At 69.1% G+C, this 17,751-nt stretch carries 16 protein-coding genes; 7 read left to right on the plus strand and 9 right to left on the minus strand.

Going from position 1 to position 17,751, the window contains the following annotated elements:
- Positions 1-31 precede the first annotated feature (31 nt).
- Entirely contained in the window at positions 32-1,051 is a 1,020-nt protein-coding gene (locus M8C17_RS20785; protein WP_252418189.1) for a hypothetical protein, read from the plus strand.
- 663 nt (positions 1,052-1,714) lie between these two features.
- On the opposite strand, the gene M8C17_RS20790 is transcribed toward M8C17_RS20785, so the two are convergent.
- Positions 1,715-2,119, minus strand: coding sequence for a hypothetical protein (locus M8C17_RS20790; RefSeq protein WP_252418190.1), 405 nt, complete (start codon positions 2,117-2,119; stop codon positions 1,715-1,717).
- A 1,068-nt stretch (positions 2,120-3,187) separates the two neighbouring features.
- Positions 3,188-3,631, minus strand: a complete 444-nt coding sequence (locus M8C17_RS20795; RefSeq protein ID WP_252418191.1) for a hypothetical protein — start codon at positions 3,629-3,631, stop codon at positions 3,188-3,190.
- A 59-nt stretch (positions 3,632-3,690) separates the two neighbouring features.
- Between M8C17_RS20795 and M8C17_RS20800 the strand changes: the two genes are divergently transcribed.
- Complete coding sequence (locus tag M8C17_RS20800; protein ID WP_252418192.1) at positions 3,691-4,185, plus strand: hypothetical protein; 495 nt, start codon at positions 3,691-3,693, stop codon at positions 4,183-4,185.
- Positions 4,186-4,484: 299 nt separating this feature from the next.
- Here M8C17_RS20800 and M8C17_RS20805 read toward each other — a convergent pair whose 3' ends face one another.
- Entirely contained in the window at positions 4,485-5,753 is a 1,269-nt protein-coding gene (locus M8C17_RS20805) for an Ig-like domain-containing protein (RefSeq protein ID WP_252418193.1), read from the minus strand.
- Positions 5,754-6,319: 566 nt separating this feature from the next.
- Between M8C17_RS20805 and M8C17_RS20810 the strand changes: the two genes are divergently transcribed.
- Positions 6,320-7,480 carry a D-alanyl-D-alanine carboxypeptidase family protein gene (locus M8C17_RS20810; RefSeq protein ID WP_374558757.1) on the plus strand — a complete coding sequence of 387 codons (1,161 nt, stop codon included), beginning with the start codon at positions 6,320-6,322 and terminating at the stop codon, positions 7,478-7,480.
- Positions 7,481-7,538: 58 nt separating this feature from the next.
- Here M8C17_RS20810 and M8C17_RS20815 read toward each other — a convergent pair whose 3' ends face one another.
- Together M8C17_RS20815 and M8C17_RS20820 are read right to left on the minus strand one after the other, a co-directional pair.
- On the minus strand, positions 7,539-7,724 hold the full coding sequence (locus tag M8C17_RS20815) for a hypothetical protein (protein WP_252418194.1): 186 nt from the start codon (positions 7,722-7,724) through the stop codon (positions 7,539-7,541).
- A 140-nt stretch (positions 7,725-7,864) separates the two neighbouring features.
- Positions 7,865-9,880, minus strand: coding sequence for a heavy metal translocating P-type ATPase (locus M8C17_RS20820; RefSeq protein ID WP_374558759.1), 2,016 nt, complete (start codon positions 9,878-9,880; stop codon positions 7,865-7,867).
- A 108-nt stretch (positions 9,881-9,988) separates the two neighbouring features.
- On the opposite strand from M8C17_RS20820, the gene M8C17_RS20825 reads away from it, so the two are divergent.
- Together M8C17_RS20825 and M8C17_RS20830 are read left to right on the plus strand one after the other, a co-directional pair.
- On the plus strand, positions 9,989-10,348 hold the full coding sequence (locus M8C17_RS20825) for a metalloregulator ArsR/SmtB family transcription factor (RefSeq protein WP_256483074.1): 360 nt from the start codon (positions 9,989-9,991) through the stop codon (positions 10,346-10,348).
- A gap of 303 nt (positions 10,349-10,651) precedes the next feature.
- Positions 10,652-10,996, plus strand: a complete 345-nt coding sequence (locus M8C17_RS20830) for a hypothetical protein (protein WP_252418196.1) — start codon at positions 10,652-10,654, stop codon at positions 10,994-10,996.
- Between the two features lie 577 nt (positions 10,997-11,573).
- Here M8C17_RS20830 and M8C17_RS20835 read toward each other — a convergent pair.
- The 4 genes from M8C17_RS20835 to M8C17_RS20850 all read right to left on the minus strand — a co-directional run bounded on the left by M8C17_RS20835 (position 11,574) and on the right by M8C17_RS20850 (position 14,560).
- Positions 11,574-12,674 (minus strand): TRM11 family methyltransferase, encoded by a 1,101-nt coding sequence (locus M8C17_RS20835; protein WP_252418197.1) that lies wholly within the window; start codon positions 12,672-12,674, stop codon positions 11,574-11,576.
- Positions 12,658-13,545, minus strand: coding sequence for a hypothetical protein (locus M8C17_RS20840; protein ID WP_252418198.1), 888 nt, complete (start codon positions 13,543-13,545; stop codon positions 12,658-12,660). The genes M8C17_RS20835 and M8C17_RS20840 overlap by 17 nt, the downstream gene beginning before the upstream one ends.
- 277 nt (positions 13,546-13,822) lie before the next feature.
- Positions 13,823-14,179: a DUF5990 family protein gene (locus M8C17_RS20845; RefSeq protein WP_374558807.1), complete on the minus strand. Its 357-nt coding sequence runs from the start codon at positions 14,177-14,179 to the stop codon at positions 13,823-13,825.
- A 150-nt stretch (positions 14,180-14,329) separates the two neighbouring features.
- Complete coding sequence (locus M8C17_RS20850; RefSeq protein ID WP_252418199.1) at positions 14,330-14,560, minus strand: hypothetical protein; 231 nt, start codon at positions 14,558-14,560, stop codon at positions 14,330-14,332.
- A 1,173-nt stretch (positions 14,561-15,733) separates the two neighbouring features.
- On the opposite strand from M8C17_RS20850, the gene M8C17_RS20855 reads away from it, so the two are divergent.
- On the plus strand, positions 15,734-16,618 hold the full coding sequence (locus M8C17_RS20855; RefSeq protein WP_252418200.1) for a hypothetical protein: 885 nt from the start codon (positions 15,734-15,736) through the stop codon (positions 16,616-16,618).
- A gap of 744 nt (positions 16,619-17,362) precedes the next feature.
- Positions 17,363-17,749, plus strand: coding sequence for a pilin (locus tag M8C17_RS20860; protein ID WP_252418201.1), 387 nt, complete (start codon positions 17,363-17,365; stop codon positions 17,747-17,749).
- Positions 17,750-17,751 lie beyond the last annotated feature (2 nt).

The following is a 17,751-nucleotide window of genomic DNA, read 5'->3' on the forward strand; positions in this document are numbered from 1 at the left end:
ATGAGAACGCTGACCAGTCGGAAGGAAACCTGTGACGGCACGACTGCGCCGCTGGATGACACCGGTGGTGGCCACCCTGACCGTTCTCGCCATCGTCACCGGCCCTGTCCCGGCGACGGCTGCACCTTCGACGCCGACGCCATCGGGTCACGAGGATGACGGTGAGCCGCGGCTGCTCACCGATGTCATCGAGGGAGCGAACCGCGCCTACACCCGGGCCAAGGCGAAGCTGGAGAAGTCCAGGAAGCGCCAGCTTGAGCTCGCGCTGCAAGTCGACCGCGCCCAGGCGGAGCTGGACGCCTTGAGGCCGCAGGTGAGTCATATCGCCATGCAGTCCTACCGAACTGGCCGGCTCGGTGCGGCCGCCATTCTGCTGGACAGCAACGCCCCTGATTCGTTCGTCCAGCGTGCTGTCGCGCTGGACGAGCTGAACATGGTCAATGCGAAGCAGCTCGCCGAGGTTAACGTCGTCAAGACCCGCGCCGAGCAGGCGAAGCTGGGGCTCGACGCCGAGGTGCGTGAGCAGCAGAAGCTCACCAATGACATGGCCCGGGACAAGCGCGAGGCGGAGAAGGCGCTCGCGCTCGTGGGCGGGCAGGGCTTCACCGGTGGCCTGGTGTCGGCCACCTCGCCGGTTGCCCGGATCGCCCCTGGCCGCACCTCCGACGGCGACTGGAAGTCCGAGAGGTGCAGCGAGAAGGACCCCACCACCGCCGGCTGCGTCACACCACGCACGCTGCACATGTACAAGGAGGTTAAGCGGGCCGGCTTCAACCGGTTCGTCGGCTGCTACCGGCCGGGCGGTCCGTGGGAGCACCCCAAGGGCCTCGCCTGCGACTGGTCGCTGCAGAACAGCGGCTTCAGCCCTTGGCGCAGTAAGGACACCCGGATGTACGGGAACAACCTCGCCGCGTTCCTGATCCGCAACGCCGACCGGCTCGGCGTGTACTACGTGATCTGGAACCGGCAGATCTGGTTCCCGGCAACCGGCTGGAAGTCCTACAGCGGACCGTCAAACCACACCGACCACGTGCATGTGTCATTGCTCTAGCCTCAGCCGCAGGCGAGCACGGGACGGCACGCCGGTTGGCGCGTCCTTGTCGCATACGGCCCGGTCAGCGGCCGATGATCAACGGGGCGGGCGCTGGCAACTTGCCGGCCAGGTGCGGCACCTGTGCCGGGGCCGGCTGAAGCGCGGCGGGTACGCGGCAGGGCCACCCAGCGGCTCTAACTCGCTGTCGTGACCCTCGCCCATCTACTGACCCTCGACACCCGAACCGGCAGCGGTCCGGCGCTCAGCGGCGCATTCATGGATGGTCTGAAGAGTGTCACGGCGGCCCAGGCTGGGCCGCCGTCACGTCCTTTTCGAGGCAGCGGGGTCAGGCGGACCCGCCGCAGCAGCTGAGCGTTGAGCGCCACCACGATCGTGGCGACCGACATTAGGTTCCACCCATGCACCTGCACGGACACACCCTCGCCGTTGTCGGCGGCGGTGTCCGCAAGGACAGCATGATCGTCTTGCCCGACCAGACGGTGACCATTGACCACCCGGTGCGCTGGTTCGGCCCAGTCACATCGCTTACCGCTGAGGCTGGGATCGCCACGCTCGCCTACCGGACTTCACGGCCCGCAACCGCCGAAATCGATAGCGACGCAAACGTTCCCCGACAACACGTTCCCTGTGCGTTGAGGAGCCCGGCGTCAGCAGCCGCGGTCAGGCGAGGATGGCGTTCACCACCTGGTTGGCACGCCACTCGTGCTGGGCGTAGAGCCACCCGAACGCCGACACCTGCACGGACTGGGCCGCGACGGTCAGCGGGAGGTCCTGCCAACCCGGAATCGCCAGCAGTGCGCTAAGGAACTGCCGGGTCGCATACTCCGGCTTCATGAGATCCCCCACCGCACCCCAGCCGGTGCTGGGCCGCTGCTGGAAGAGCCCGACGGAGTCGTGGTCCCAGCCGATGGCCTGGTGTGGGTAGTTCTGCGACTCGGGCAGCACTCCGCTGGCGTAGTTGTAAAGGTTGCTCTCCTGCATCGCCGTGGCCACCGCGATCACCAACGCTCGGCGCGGCACATCCATCTCCTCGCCGGCACGCACGATCATCTTCGCGTTGTTCATCTGGGCCTGGTCCAGCCCCGCGACCGGAACGACTCGCTTCGGCTTCGGCTTCGACGTCGCCTTCGCCTTGGGGGTGGGCTTGGCCGTCGGCAAAGCGGAGCTTTCGCGGCTTTCCGCGGTGGGGCTTTCGGTGACGGGGGCGGCGGACTCTCGGCCCCGCCCACGGGAGGCGGCGTCCGCTTCCGCCCGCTGGGCGATCTCCGCTCGCTGGTCGGGGGTGAAGGACTCGCCGGCCGGGCTTGCACCAATGACAGCGACACCGGCCAGGCCGAGGCAGCACACGGCACCGGTGGCCACCGCCATCCGGGTCCGACCGCGTCGGGCGGCAAAGGGGTTACTGAAGTGGCTGAGGCGGGTACGCAGGGACCCGGCGGGGAGCCAGCGCCGGGAGACACTGGCTGGCTGATTGGCTGGGGGGCTATCGTCCGAACGGACAGCCGGGCCGCCGAGGCCGCGCGGGTCGTCGAGGTTGCCGTCGTTACGCATTCGACGAGGCTAGACAGGCGCACGTGCCGTTACCCACGGTGATCGAGTGGCCGTGCTCACACTTTGCCGTGCCACAACGGGAGTCTCAGGGCCGCTCCGGGGGACCCGGGAAGAAGCCACGCCAGACCGGCAAATCACCCCTCGATCGCTAGAGGGCAGAAGTCAGCACGAAACGGGGCAGGATGCCGAGGTCTCTAGGTTGATCCACTAACTCAGCCTTTCGGGCGATATGGGGCTGGCCTTTAGGGACCAGACATTGCCGGTTCTCCTTGCCGTTGAGCCAATCGGCACCCCAATGCCCAGGCCACCGCCTCTTAAATCAAGCTGGCGACAGCTACTACGAGTTTGAAGGGGCAGCGGCCACGCAGGCGTCCCGGTCCGGCGCGGTTCCCCAGCTCACCAGATGGCTTCGATGGGCACTGCCGGACTCCAACCCGAACGACGCTCCGACTCGCGTCGGACGCACTGACGGGACCGGTGCCGGTGCTCGTATGCGACGGCGCGGTGCCCGGCAGCGTCGCCAACCTGGCACCGACGGCTGTCCGCCAAGACCGGCCCGCCACCGACATCGCGCGGCCGGGGTCAGTGGCCGTCGAAGCCGGGATAGTCCGACAGGCGCCGGCGCGAGTCGACGTTGAGCCACCGCAGTCTGTGCATGTACGCGGCGACGTCCCAGTCGTCCTCGTCCTGCTGCGCGACGTCGGCGGTCGGCGCTAGTCGCGCCACCGGGCCTGCCTCTGTTTCCCCGCGATGAAACGACCAGGAAGGCCCGACGGCCACTGTGACCTGCAAGGAATCCGCCGCAGGCGGGCGGGCAGCGCGGTTCACGCGCTCTCGCACCACGCGGGTCCAGAAGAACACCCCGAAGGCAGCGAACAGCGGCCACTGCGCCGCGTAACCGTAACTGGCACCGTTGCCCAGCTGCGCGTGCTGCCACTGCCACCAGCCCAGATGCAGGCACGCCACCGCGACCACAGCGACGACTATGTGGCCGAGCAGCCACTGCGGTCTGAACCAAGCTGGCATACCGCCACAATAGCGTCGCAACCGAGTGACCGTCACAGGTGATGACATACCGTATCGGGGTGAAGGTGTTCCCCGTTACCGTGGACTCGGGCCAGACCGTCAGCCTGCGCCTGATCGACAGGACAGTCGTTATCACCTTGACCGCGTCGCGGTGGCGACGTCTGCTGCGTTGGTCCGCCGGGTCGGTATTGGTCGGGATGGGCCTTGCGACGGTCGCCAACGGCGTTACGCGGGCCGTCGATGGACGGGTTGGCCTGTGGCTGAGTGGCGCCACCGTGACTGTCGCCGTCGCCGGCGCTATTGGTACCGCCGTAGCAGGAGCTCTTATCTGGCGCGCCGAGCGTCGATCCGCAGGAAGCCTGAGTGCCGCTCACGTCACCTTCGCCCGCAGTGACGCCCTCGACGGTCGAGTCACCGTGACCGTCGAATGCACCGACGGCACCACCCGCCAGTTCAGCGCGAGCGGCATGGCCGGCCCCCGTACGGCCCAATTGTTCGCACGGATGCTCGCTGCGTCGGCCTCGACCGACAAGACCCCCACCGCAATCCCCTAGAGCTGCCCTTCCTGGCATCCGCCACCGTCGCCGGCCTTCCGAGACTGCCTGCCCCCTGATTGCGACAGGGTGTGTCACGGCACTAACGCGGCAGGCCACCTGGTACCGGCAGATCTGGTTTCCGGCTGCGGGCTCAAAGCCCTACAGTGGCCCGTCCGACCACAGGGACCACGTCCGCATTCCCATGCCGTAACACGGCCCCCGTCACGGCTCTTATGGAGTGGACGTCCTCGCATGACGAGAGACAAGGGGGCCGGCTCGCCACCGACGATCCGGCCCGCGTGTAGGACAGGACCGGATCAGTCGCCGGTGACGGACGGGGCCGGGGCCGGCGATCCACCAGCCACGGCGCCCGGGTGCGGCACCTGCGCCGGGGCCGGCTGGAGCCCTGCGGGCACGGGCAGTGCGCTGCCCTTGACGAACTCGTCCCAGCTGACGTTCCAGGCCGTCCAGCCGTTGCCCGGCTGCAATTGCACCTCGGTGCCCTTAAAGGTGACCAGGTCTCCGACCTGGGTGACGCCCATCAGCCAGTCGGCCGCGGCAGCGGAGACGTTGGTGCAGCCGTGCGACACGTTGGTTTTCCCCTGGTCCCCCTCGGACCACGGCGCCCCGTGAATGAACTCACCGCCCCAGGTGAGCCGCTGGGCATCCTCAACGTCGACCACGTAGCCCCCGTTCGGTTCGCCCCGGGTATCGAACGTCGCGTACTGGTGCTTCTCCATGATCACCATCTTGCCGCTGGACGTCGGCGTGCTCGGCTTGCCGAGGCTGACCGGGATCTTGCGAATCAGCTTGCCGTCCTGCATGACCGACATCTGCTTGGTGGCGTTGTCGACTTCCAGGGACACCTGCCGGCCGATCTTGGAGGTGGCGCTTCGGTCCGCGTCGCCGACTCGGTCTTTACCGATGGGCAAGCCCTCCAGGCCGGTCCGGACGTCGATCGTGGTGCCTGGTCGCCAGAAATCGGGGGCCCTGTAGTAGACCTGACTGCCATCCTCCACCCAGGACCAGGCACCCGGCTGAGGGGGATTCGTCTTCACGAACAGGCGGCGCTGCACATCCGCTCGGGCTTCCTTGGCGATGGGCGGATCGAACGCGACGGTTACCGGCATGGCCGTGCCGTAGATCCGATTGCCAGTGAAGTAGAGCGTGCTGGTGATCGTCGGTTTGGTGGGTTTCGGCATCGTCGTGAAGGTCGTCTTCCGGGTGGTGATCTGCCCGGAATCGCCGGTCGCGGTGACCTCGGCGGTATAGGTACGCCGGGGCTGCAACGGCCTGCTCGGAACCCAGGCCAACCTGTCCTCCCGAGGCTCCGCCTTGATCTGCGTCCCCTTGTCGTCGCTGATCCGTACAGCGCTGATCCGCCCACCCTTCACGGCCGTCCCCACCTCGGCACTGATCGGCACTTCCCGCGTACCGTCGGAAGGTGTGACGGTCAACTCCGGCGGCGCTGCCCGCCCCGGGGCCGATCCGGCACCCGACTTACGCTCGGTGGTGCACCCGCCGAGGACCAACGGTGTGGCTGCGATGGTTACCGCCAACAGTGTCAGTCGCTGCCTCAACTCCATGATGCGTCCCCCCAGTTATGACTTCCCTTCGCCACATTCTCTCTACGAGCCGGCGATAGTAGACCGATTTTCGGAAGATTCAGGTGCCCGGCAATGGGCAGCATTTCCCCGAAGTCGCCTCGTGGATGAAGAATGAACTTACTGTCCTCCTATGCCCGCCTTGGTCTTGCAGGACGATGGTGCCGGCGTTTTTCGCCCAGCCCGGCCACCCTTCGCGCTCGAACCCCGGGCCGGGTTCGTCCCACCTATAAGCTGCGTCTTCCTCCTAGCGCGGCGCCAGGCAGGGCAGGGAGCGCCAGGATGACATCAATCGGACTGGCCGCCGCGATGACGCCGCAATAGGATGCCCAGATCGGCGGGCGAGCAAGAGGGTGTAACCGACTGCGAACGCCTGTGACGGGATATACCAGCCGGGGTGACCCTGCCAGCAGAATTGTCCTGTGATCGGACATGAGTTAGACCAAAGGCCCATTCTCCGGCTGCGACTGCAGCAATTCTCACTGCCGTCGGGATCACTTTCGCAAACTTGACCGCACGCACTCTGATGACGATTACCGTGCATTTACGTGACTACCTGGCGCGTGGCAGCGATGACGTTGAGTGCCGCTTTGGTGGTGCCCGCCGCGGCGGTCATGCCACCAATGCGGGCGGCAGCCGCGGCGGCCGTCCCATGCCCGGCCGTTGAGCCGCCGATGCAACCGCCAGACACACCGTCTCCACCACCTGTTGATGCCGCCGAGCGGAAAGTCGGAGGGGATGCGCTGGCCACATCCGGCTTGGCCAGCCCTCCAGACGTACCGACGCCGCCGGGCGTGACCGCCACCTCGTGGCTCGTGGCGGATCTCAACAGTGGTGAGGTCCTCGGCGGCTGTGGCCCGCACGAGCGCCGAACGCCAGCCAGCGTTCAGAAGCTGCTCCTGGTGGCCGCCTTGATGCCCCGCCTCGACCCAGCGGAGGTCGTCGAGGTGAAGCGGGAGGATCTGCAGGATCTCGATCCGGGCAGTTCGTTGATGGGTGTGGTCGAGGGCGGCAGGTATTCGGTCGAGAGCCTGTGGCTGGGGCTCTTGCTCAGGTCGGGAAACGACGCGGCCAACGTGCTGGCCCGCGTTGGCGGAGGCGGCGCCGGTAGGCAGGGCGGAGTCGACGCAATGAACGCCGAAGCGCGTCGGCTGCGCGCGAATCAGACCCACGCGGCGACGCCGTCGGGCCTGGACGGCCCCGATCAGTACACAAGCGCGTATGACCTCGCACTCATCGCGCGCACCACCTTCGCCCGGGAGGACTTCCGGCGATACATGCAAACCAGGGTGGCGACGGTACCGGCACAACCGGGAACGCCGGCCTTGGAGATCGACAACGACAACACCCTGCTCGACCGGTACCAGGGAATGCTGGGCGGGAAGACCGGCTTCACCCAACTGGCCCGGCAGACGTACGTCGGTGTGGCCGAACGCAACGGTCGACGGCTCGCGGTGACCTTGCTCGGGGCGGAGACCGCGCCGTTGGGGAGTCTGGGGGAGGCGATAGCCCTGCTCGACTGGGGCTTCGCTCTCTCTCCGAATGCTTCCGTCGGCCGCCTGGTCACCCCCGACGAAAAGAAGTCGTCGATGTCGCTGCTGACCGGCCTTGGCCTCGGCGCTGCCGTCGGACTGGTGGTCATGATCGTCGCGGTCCCCTGGTATCGGCGTATCGGTGCGCGCCGAAGCAGCCAAACGGAAGGGAGATGACATCCCATCGGAGTTGTTCTACCTTACGATGGCCTCGATCTGTCCGACCGGAAGACGGTCATGCGCAGGCAGGTGTCCCCCGGTTGCTGACGTAGCCGATGGTCTCTCGTCCGGCGCCGACGGCTCGCAGGATGCCGCCACCGACGGTGGTCGCGGTAGGGATCACTCGTTCCTTCGCGTTGGCGAGCAGAGGGACCAAATCAGGTTCGACGCCGCCGGTAGCGCCGACAATTTCGACGGTCACTCCGGACTGCACCTTGGCGAGCAGCGCTCCTGCGGTCGGACCCATTGGGCGGCAGGGCGGCCGCCTGTGCGAAGTGGCGGGCTGCGTAATCAACCCCGGGCGGCGTTGCCGTGCTGTTGCCGCAGCAGCCCGGCCTACGGTCAGGCTGCAGGGCCTAGCCGCCGGCCTCTCCCGTCCGGCGCTGCGGCTGACCGGCCATTCTGGCCGCGGTGCCAGGCGCGGGAGTGCAGCAGCCGCAAGCCGTTGAGTCCGACGATGATGGTGGAGCCCTCGTGCCCGGCGACACCGAGGGGCAGCGGCAGGTGGCCGAAGAGGTCCCAGGCGACCAGCACGGTGATGAACGTGCCGGCGATGACGAGATTGGCGGTGACCAGTCGACGGGCGCGGCGGGACAGAGCTATGACGGCGGGCAGGGTAGGCAGGTCATCGCGGACCAGAACCGCGTCGGCGGTCTGCAGCGCAAGGTCCGAGCCGTGCTGGCCCATGGCCACGCCGGTGTCGGCGGTGGCGAGGGCGGGGGCGTCGTTGACGCCGTCGCCGACCAGCAGGACTCGCCGCCCGTCGCGTTGCAGGGCGCGTACGCGCGCGACCTTGTCAGCGGGCAGCAGGCCCGCGTAGACATCGGTGATGCCGGCCTCGGCGGCGAGGCGACCGGCCGCGCCGGGGCTGTCGCCGGTGAGCAACACCGGCGTCGCACCGGTGAGCGCGGTCAATGCGGTTACCGTGGCCGCGGCTTGCGGACGGACCCGGTCGGCGAGGGCCAGCACCCCGGCGGGCACGTCATCCACGATCACCACCACTGCAGTACGACCCCCGGCCTGCGCGGTGTCGACCAAGGCCCGCGTCTGCGAGTCGTGTGCAAGGTGATCGAGCAGGGACGGGCTGCCCACCTGTATCCGTCGCCCGTCGACGGTGGCGGTGACACCTCGGCCCGGGGTGGAGACGAAGTCATGGACGGCAGGGACGGTCAGTTCCCGGTCACGGGCGGCGGCGAGCACGGCGGCTGCCAGGGGGTGTTCGCTGGGATGCTCGGCGGCTGCGGCCAGTCGCAGCAGGGTGTCCTCGGTGTGGTCGCCGCCGGGGACGAGGTGAATCTCCGCAATGCGGGGGGTGCCCTCGGTGAGGGTGCCGGTCTTGTCGAAGGCCACGATGTCGGTGTCAGCGAGCTGTTCCATGACCACGGCGGACTTGACCAGCACGCCGTGCCGGCCGGCGAGGGCGATGGCCGACAGCAGCGGCGGCATGGTCGCCAGCACCACCGCGCACGGTGACGCGACGATCATGAAGGTCATCGCCCGGAGCAACGTCGGCTGCAGCGCCGCGCCGAGCGCCAAGGGGACGGCGAACAAGGCGAGGGTTGCCACGACCACGCCAAGCGAGTAGCGCTGCTCCAGTTTTTCAATGAAGAGCTGGGTGCGGGCCTTGGTCGCTGATGCCTCCTCGACCAGGGCGACGATGCGGGCGACAACTGACTCCGTGGCCGGGCGATGCACCCGGGCGAGCAGTGTGCCCGCGCCGTTGACGGTGCCGGCGTACACCTCGTCTCCGGGCTGCTTGGCTACCGGCAACGGTTCGCCGGTGATGCTGGCCTGGTCGACGTCGCTCGCGCCGTCGACCACGAGGGCATCGGCGCCGATACGCTCCCCCGGGCGGACCCGGATCAGGTCATCGACGGTCAGGTCCGCGGCGTCGACGCTGTCCTCGGCGCCGTCGTCGTGGACCCGAGTGGCCCGTTCGGGGGCGAGGTCGAGCAGCGCGCGGACCGAGTCGGCGGTCCGCGCCGTGGCGAACGCCTCCAGCGCGCCGGAGGTGGCGAAGATGACGATCAGCAGCGCCCCGTCGAATACCTGCCCGATGCCGGCCGCGCCGATCGCCGCCACGATCATCAGCAGATCCACGTCCAGAGTCTTTTCGCGCAGTGCCCGCAACCCGGCCAGCGCCGGCTCCCACCCGCCGACCGCGTAGCAGGCGAGGTACAGCGTCCACCACAGGAGCGCCGGGGCGTGTGCGAGCTGCGCGACGGCACCTAGGGCGAACAGCACGGTGGCAGCGGCCGCCCACCGCACTTCGGTGAGGGACCACAGCCGGGCACTCCACCGTTGAGGCACGCGCGCGGTGGACGTCGCGCCCGGGGTGGTGTCGATCGTCAGCGTCACGCCACACAAGTTACCTGCATGACTTCGCAGATATTTAATCAGCTAGGAAGGCAGCCAAGGAGTTAGGGCTAGGCTGGGCGGGTGCACACGTCGCTGCCGGATTTTCAGATGCCCAACGACGAGCAGGTCCACCTCGCAGCCGAGGGCTTCCGGCTACTTGCAGACCCGACCCGCATCAAGATCCTCTGGGCCCTGCTGCAGGGTGAGTCGTCGGTGGCATGCCTCGCCGAGCTAGTCGGTGCCGCCCCCACTGCCGTCAGCCAGCACCTGGCCAAGTTACGCCTCGCTGGACTGGTACGGGGACGCCGCGAAGGCACCTTCGTCTACTACTCCGCCGCGGACGTCCACGTGCAGGCTCTGCTCGCCGAGGCGCTCTTTCACGCCGACCACACCGACCGCGACATACCCGACCACGCCCGCGGCGACCTGCTCCCCCACACTCGTCCCACCACGAGCCCAACCCGCTGATCCGCAACGCGGAAAGGTAGCTGGCCGAGGCGACTCTCAACCGCGTACCCGGACATCTCGCGTATTCCCTCTCAGTCACGCTAAGGGTGCTGCTGGACGGCGCGCTGGTCGTGGGAGTCACCCAGATCAGCTGCCGCAACTTGCCCGAGGCGGCGGCGAATCGACCACCTGCTGCAGCTGTGTACAGCGACCGCGCTGCGGTGGGACCCCGTCGGATCAAACCCCCGCATGCCCTGACCTGCCAAGGTTGTCGCGGCTGCCGGAGTATTGGCCGACCCGCCGACGGAAGGGCACGATGGGCGGGTGGAGGTACAGCTGCTGGTCGTCGAGGACTGCCCGAACGAAGGGCCTGCCGCTCTAAGGCTGCGCCGAGCGCTGGACGAGGTGGGCCTGTCGACGGTGCCGATCACCACTCGGGTGGTTACCAGCGGGGCCGAGGCCGAGCGGCTTGGCTTCCTCGGCTCACCCAGCGTCCTGATCGACGGCCGGGACCCGTTTGCCGAACCCGGCTGCCGTCCGGGGATGGCGTGCCGGCTCTACCGGGACGACACCGGCGTGTCAGGCGTGCCACCGATCAGGCGTCTGCGCCAGGTGTTCAAGGAGGCCGCCGATACCACCGCACGCCGGCCAGCCGGGCCTGCCGGTTGATGTGGTTGGGGAGGATCGATGGCCTCCCACCGTCGGCCAACACGGCCGCAGCCTGCCGCTACTTGACCGGGCACGGTTGTGGCAGCAGCGTCACGAGCCAAGCCGGATCGATGTGGGACCGTGGCGGTTGGAGGGCAACGAGAACTCCTCAGGCTGAAGGCGGCTCGGTGGCCGTGGTGCGTGAAGGAATCGGTCGGCTCCGTGCGTGCGGGGTCCCGGTTTCTGCGAGGACCCCGCACGCAGCTGGGTGCCGGAGGCATACCGGCCTCTTCTGCGTCGACACGGGCCGCTGCAGCTAGAGGCGGAGCGGCCCTGCAGGTCATCAGGTGTGGCGGTGGGGACAGAGCGGGATTCGTAGTGCGGCTGCGGCTGCGGCTTGGGCGGGGACGACGCCGTTGCCCAGCACGCGCAGTGCCGCGGTGCGCGGCAGTCCGAGAGTGGGTTCGGTGACCCACGACGGCGGGAGGCCCATGAGCCAATCCACGAAGGTGGTGCGAGGACCGGTTTGCCGTGGCGGCCTGTCTGGGTTGGGTGCGGGGCGGGCCGTGGTCAACGCCCGCGAACTTCTCACCGACGCTCACCCGGCCGGCCCCTTGCACTCAGGTGGCGCCCCTGTGCCCACACGGCGCCGATCGCCAGGGCACCGGGATTCGCCGTGAGAGCACTTGGGTTCGCTGGAACTCACGGCGTTCGGTGTCTTGGTGAACACGAGGACGTCCTCGTGGGCGATCAGGTGCATCGGCGTGCCCGCGGTGCGGGCGCGGCGGACCTGCTGGAGCTGGAAGAACGACGGTCGGGCGACGAGCTGCCCGTCCCGGACAGCGGCCAGCAGGGCGACGCACCGGTCGACCGGGGTGAGGCCGGCGCGGATGCCCGCCCCGATCACCGCGGACGGCAGGTCGACCAGCTGGCCGTTCTTGCGCCACGGCCGGGCGGTGACCACGACGACGCCGCCGGGGCGCAGCAGGGTGTGGCAGCCGGCCAAGATCTGGGCGAAGCCGTCGGCGAGGCCGGTGAGGTCGCGGTAGGCGAGGTTGCCTCGGTCGGTGCCGTCGTTGTAGGCGTTGTCGAACTTCGCCACCCCGTCCGCGCCGGGACGGACGAGGCCGTGGACGGTCGGCCCGTACGGCGGTGAGGTCACCACCAGCGCCACCTGGCCGGCGAGGGCGGCGGGAACCAGCGACAGGATTCGGGTCGCGTCGCCGCGTATCACCGCTGCCCTGCCGGTGGCTCCCTGAGCGTGGGCGTGGGTGATGTTGGCGTCGGCGATATCCGACCAGCGGGACTCGTACTCCACGCCGATGGCGTCGCGGCCGGCGTGAACGGCCTCCACCAGGGTGGTGCCGATGCCGCACATCGGGTCGAGCACCAGGTCCCCGGGGTGCGTGTAAGCGGTGACGGCGTGGGCGGCGATCGCGGGCAGCATCCGTGCCGGGTGCTTGACCGATTCGGGCACATAGCGGCCTCGGCGTTGCACCGGTCCCGTGCGCTGGGCGGTCGCCCACACCGATAGACCCTCGGGCCCGGCCATGCTGTGCTGCTGTCCCTCGTCCTCGCGGTGCCGACCCTCGTAGGCGCGACGCCCGCCGCCGTCGGCGAGGTGCCGGCCGCCACTGGCATCCGGCGGGGCCGGCTCGTCGGGCCCGTGGGTGGTGGGATGCTCAGCCACGGCGCTCACCGCTCTCCCGGCGACGCCGCGCCGACGGCGCGGTGGCGGACCCGGTGGTGAACACGAATAAGTCGGCGTGGACGCGGTGGTGCGTGAGCGTCCACTGCTGCCCGGAGGTGTCGCGGGCGAGGGCGAGGAGCTCCTCGTCGGTGACGTGGTAGACGAACGCGTCGGCATCGGTGTCGGCGCTGACCGCGACGATGTGCTGCAGGTAGCCCAGTCCGACGTTTGCCGCCTCGGTGGCGAGAGGGCTGAAGTCCTCCGGGGTGGCGATCGTGCCGGCGGAGACCGCGACGATGAGCACGAGGCAGCCGCCGGGGCGTAGCAGCCGGGCGCAGGCCGTCAGCAGACAGGCCAGCCGCACCCGGTTCGTGGCCTCGTTCGCGTCCAAGGGCCAGGAGGCGACCACCAGGCCGGTTGCCTCCGGTGAGGCGCCGTTGGCCGGGTCGCCGTCGGATGGGTCGGTGAGGTCGTCACCGAACCAGGCGCCCATTTCCGGCACGTCACCGTTGTCGTCCTGTTCGTCCGACGGGTCCGGGTCGGCCGGCCGGGTTGCGGGGCCGATGAGAAAGCTCGGTCCTTCGGTGAACCAGCCGGGGTGGTGCCGGCGCCGCCCGACCAGGCAAGCGGCGCCGAGGGCGTGGTCATCGGTGCAGTCGACGACCGTGTCACCGGGGCGGCTGTAGGCGGCCACGAGGCGGTAGGCCAGACGGGCGCCGATGGTGCGGCCGGTGTCGGCGGCCGTGCGGGCGGTGCGCCACACGGTGATCGGGACCGGCGGGTCGCCGGCCACGAGGTCGGTCAGGGTCGGGTCGGCGCCGGAGTGGTCCGGGGTGACGGGGCGGGTGGGGTCGTGGTGCTGCGGCGTGTGCTCGCTCATGTGGTGTCGGCTCCGCGCCGCGCGGGCAGTGCGCTGACACCCTCAAACCCGTGTTTGTGTGCTCTGACGAACGCCCCCCGTTCTCACAGAGACTCACAGCCGCTCACACCGCCCCGATTCGCGCAGGGGTGAGGTTGGGCGTGTCGCAGCTAAGCTGGCCCAGCCCAGCGGTTGTCCCACCAGAGTTGCCCCGGTCTGTTCTGCCCCGATCATCGACAGACTCGATGAACCTCGCCGTCCCGGCGTGCTGTGGAGATGGTCGGCACCAGCGTGGAAGCTAGGTGATGGACCAGGTGACCTTCGGCGGCCGGACGGCGGCGCGCAGAGGTTGTCCTTTGGCGTCGGTGAGCCCGGGCCTCGCCGTCAGGCTGCCGGCAGCGACCGCAGCATGCGCGGTGGCGGCGTCGACACCATCGAGCCACAGTTTGGCCCGCCGGAACATCGTGAACGTGCCGGTGTCATCGATCTCGCCCCACGACAGGTAGATGACCTTTCCACCACCCCGGCGCGGCAGGACCTGGAACCCTTTGACGTCGTCTTTGTGTTTGACGATCTCCAGCCGGATGCCCAGTTCCTGGTCGGCCAGTCGATGAGGCTGGCGTCGACGCTGTTGGCGTATCCGCCGTCGGCCCAGATCAGCCCAATGTTCGGGTGTTCATCGGTGATGGAGCCCAGCACCAGCTTCGCTCCGGCCCGGTCCTGTACCGAGGCGGACGCACACCGCCACATTCGTTGGGCAGGTGATAGTTGATGGTCGACTGCCGCTGCCGGGGAGGCGGCCCCATTAAACACGTGGGCCGCGGGCGGTGAAGACGATTGTCGACGTACCTTGTGCCGTATCGATCTGGTAGACGTAGCACCCGGGCGCCCGCAGCCGGGTGAAGCTCGGATAGTCCTTCCACCCCCCGGACAGCCCCTGGTACTTGTCGGCATCGATACGTAGCTCCGGTATGGCGGGATCCTCGAAGGCCAGTTCGTCCGGGCCATCGAGCCGCTTGCCGCGGATCAGCACCAAGCCGGTCACCGTCGGGTCGACGGCCCATAGGATCTTCGCCCCGCCCCAGGTGTTGTCTCTCCAGTTCCCCGCGTCGCGGTAGTCGAGGACGCCGCCTGGGGCCAGGCCGGCTGGCCTGGCCGGGCCGGTCCCCCACAGGGGAGCCAGTCGCGGATCGGGTTGCTCGCGGTTCCGGGTGACCGGGCAGCGTTCCCCGGCGGTTGGAGGGGCGATGGCCCACGGTCGGCGCAGGATCTGATACCGGTCAGCTTCGGCGGACGGGGAGGGCTTGGCCGTCGCGCTCGTCGCACCGATATTACCTGGACGTCGGGGTGTCTCGTGCCCGCTGGTGCAAGCGGTGCAGAGCAAGACGAGCAATGCCGCCGTCGCTGCCCGGGCCCGCGTCACCCCCACCCATCTTGTGCCCACGAGCCCGACCCCCGCGACCGATCGCATCGACGGACTCCACTGCCCGTCACCGCATGCTCCCGCACAGGGCCTTGGGGGTCAACCGCGAGGAGGAGAGCATTTGACATGGTCTTCCGTCGCCGCCAGACGGTCGGCGTACAGGTCGACGGACAAGCAGGACTTCGTCGGCCTGCACCTCATGAGGGACACCCGCACCCGTGGCATAGCTGGTTACCTATGACATCTCAGCCTCTGCCGAGCAAGGTGCGGGCGGCGGCGTCGCTGGCCGCGTCATGACATCGCCGCCGATGACATCCCCGGTGACACCGCCCCGATGCCTGCCCGTCCTGACAGCGGTAGACGCGGCGATGACACGGGCGACCGGTGCGACATTGCGGCCTGCGACCGTGTCAATGTGGCCTGACGCAGGTCGTTGTGAGCGCTTGTGAGCGGCTGTGAGTGTCATCGTTGGCGTTGTCATCGTCGCCGCCATCGGTCGGCGGACACCTCCCCCGCCGGGCGCGGAGAGTCGACGCCATGGGCCGGAGTCGGGATGTCCCACTACAGCTCACGGGCTGCCTCACGCACTGCTGTCAGCGATGACGGCCGATGTCGGAGATCGCGTGTCAGAGATGGTTTCACCGCCGACGCGGCAATGTCAGAGGCGGCGCGACCTGCGCTGTCAGGGCCTTGTGAGGTGCTCGTGTCGTAATCGGCCCCTGCCCGGCGCCGCGACACTCCACCATGGCGCCTTCGACGATCTTCGTTGACGTGGAGGGTTGTGACATGACCGCCTCTGACATCGACTGGCCTGCCTCCCCGCTGGAGGCTGCCGATGCCGCGTTCGCGGCACTGACCTGCGACCCCGAACCGATGACACTCGACCTTGACATGTACGGCCGTGTCACCGGCCTGCCCGGCGGTGTCGTGACACTGCCGGCGCTGCGGGACTGGCTCCTGGCGCACCCGCGCGCCTACATGGCGCGCGACGAGGTGTGGCGGGACCTGGTGCGCCGCGCCCGCCTTGACGGGCCTGCATGGGTGATCGCCGCGGTCGGGATGGCGATGCCGGCGCTGCGCCGCTACGCCAATCACCTGTGCGCCGGCTACGCCGGCGACCCGGACGACATCGGGGCAGAGGTCCTCACCGGCTTCCTGACCGCGCTGCGCGACCGGGTCGACGTGGCCCGCGACGCCCCGTACGCGGCGCTGTGCCGGGCGGCGTTTCGGGCCGGCTACGCCCTGCGCCAACAGGCCGGCGAGTACACGCCGGTGGACAACGTCGACCACGTCACCGGTCCCCGCACCCCCACCCTGCCCTACGGGCACCCGGACCTGCTCGTCCAACGGGCGGTCGGCCTGGGCATCCTCGACCGGGAGGACGAGCAGCCCTACATCGACATCCGGCTCGGAAGGCGGGCGATCGAACCGGTCGCCGCGCGCCTCGGCATCACCGTCGACGCGCTGCGCATGCGGCTGGGACGCATCGACACCCGCCTCGCCGACGCCCTCGCCAGCGGGCTGCTCACCGGGGTCACCAGTCAGCAGGCGGCCCGCGAGCTCGCCGGTCAAGCCGAGCACCGCGCCGCCACCCGCACCGGCCGCGCCACGGCCAGCCGCCGCACCGCAAGCAAGCTGACGGCGCCCGCGACGGCAGCCCTCGCCGCCTGAATCACAGCTGAGCACCGCGTCAAGCCGGTGCCGCCACATTCCCCCGTGAACGTCCTCGCCGGTGACACCGCCCGCGGGCGAGGACGTTCGGCTGGTCGATCCTTGACCCACGATGGACCCCGACCACAGTGTCGGGGTCCACCGCTGTTCGGTCCTCGTCGAACCGGATCTGTCCGCCTCACCGCCCGGACCTTCGCTGCGCCCCGTACCCCGGACAGACAACGGGTCAGCTGGTAGGCCCTCGACACTCACAAGCACTCACAGCGGCTCACGGCGCAGGCCCTTTTCTCTGCGTCAAGCCACAAGGGGGCTTGCCCCGGGAGACCGGTTCCACATCGCGGATCGGAAACCCCCGCTGTGACCTGCGGTGGAAGTCATCTGGGCGGCGCTGTGAGCCGCTGTGAGCGAGGACCGTGTTCGCCAGAGCACACAAATGCGGGTTTGAGGGTGCGGAACTCTTCACGCCCCGGCTGAGCCCGGGCACGCGAAGGTTTCGCCCGCCGTCGGGCCCGGACATCGTCGGGCCGCGCCGCGAGCTGGACGCCTCGGGTGCCGCGCAGTGCTTGGTGCGCTGACACCTCATCGAACACCGCAACCCGCAAGGGAGGACGAGCTCCTCCCGAGGCCAGTGCGACTCGTTGCACGTCCCGTCATCCGCGCCCGACGGCGGTCCCCCTTGACCGCCCACTAGCGCCCCGCCGCCCCACCCCTGGTGACGGCGGCGGGGCCGGAGGTGACCTAGTCATGTCCCGCGTCCCGGCACGCCTGCGTGCCCTCCCCCAGCATGGCGTCATCCGCTTCACCGGACGGGCCGCCGCCGTCGCGGCCGCGATCGTCGGGTTCCTGGCCGTGCCCACGGCCGCGTTCGCCGGCACCGGCGAGCCGGTGTACCTGGCGGCGAACTCGCTGCCGGTCGTGATCGGCAACCTGCAGACGTGGCTGATGGGCATCCTCGCCGCCCTGGCCACCCTGTTCCTCGTCCTGGCCGGCCTGTACTGGGCCACCGCCGGCGGCGACCCCGTCCAGGTCGACAAGGCCAAGGGCGCGCTGAAGAACGCCCTGGTCGGCTACGGCCTGGCCGTCCTCGCACCGGTGCTGCTGGACATCGTCCAGGGCATCGTCGGAGGCTGACA

The organism is Micromonospora sp. RHAY321, from assembly GCF_023896955.1.
Classification (GTDB): domain Bacteria; phylum Actinomycetota; class Actinomycetes; order Mycobacteriales; family Micromonosporaceae; genus Micromonospora.

Excerpts from the sequence above, each read along its gene's own strand:
- M8C17_RS20825 (WP_256483074.1), top strand. The coding sequence starts at position 9,989 with ATGCCCAACGACGAGCAGGTCCACCTCGCAGCCGAGGGCTTCCGGCTA.
- M8C17_RS20860 (WP_252418201.1), top strand. The coding sequence starts at position 17,363 with ATGTCCCGCGTCCCGGCACGCCTGCGTGCCCTCCCCCAGCATGGCGTC.
- M8C17_RS20840 (WP_252418198.1), bottom strand. The coding sequence starts at position 13,545 with ATGAGCGAGCACACGCCGCAGCACCACGACCCCACCCGCCCCGTCACC.
- M8C17_RS20795 (WP_252418191.1), bottom strand. The coding sequence starts at position 3,631 with ATGCCAGCTTGGTTCAGACCGCAGTGGCTGCTCGGCCACATAGTCGTC.
- M8C17_RS20790 (WP_252418190.1), bottom strand. The coding sequence starts at position 2,119 with ATGAACAACGCGAAGATGATCGTGCGTGCCGGCGAGGAGATGGATGTG.
- M8C17_RS20805 (WP_252418193.1), bottom strand. The coding sequence starts at position 5,753 with ATGGAGTTGAGGCAGCGACTGACACTGTTGGCGGTAACCATCGCAGCC.
- M8C17_RS20855 (WP_252418200.1), top strand. The coding sequence starts at position 15,734 with ATGACCGCCTCTGACATCGACTGGCCTGCCTCCCCGCTGGAGGCTGCC.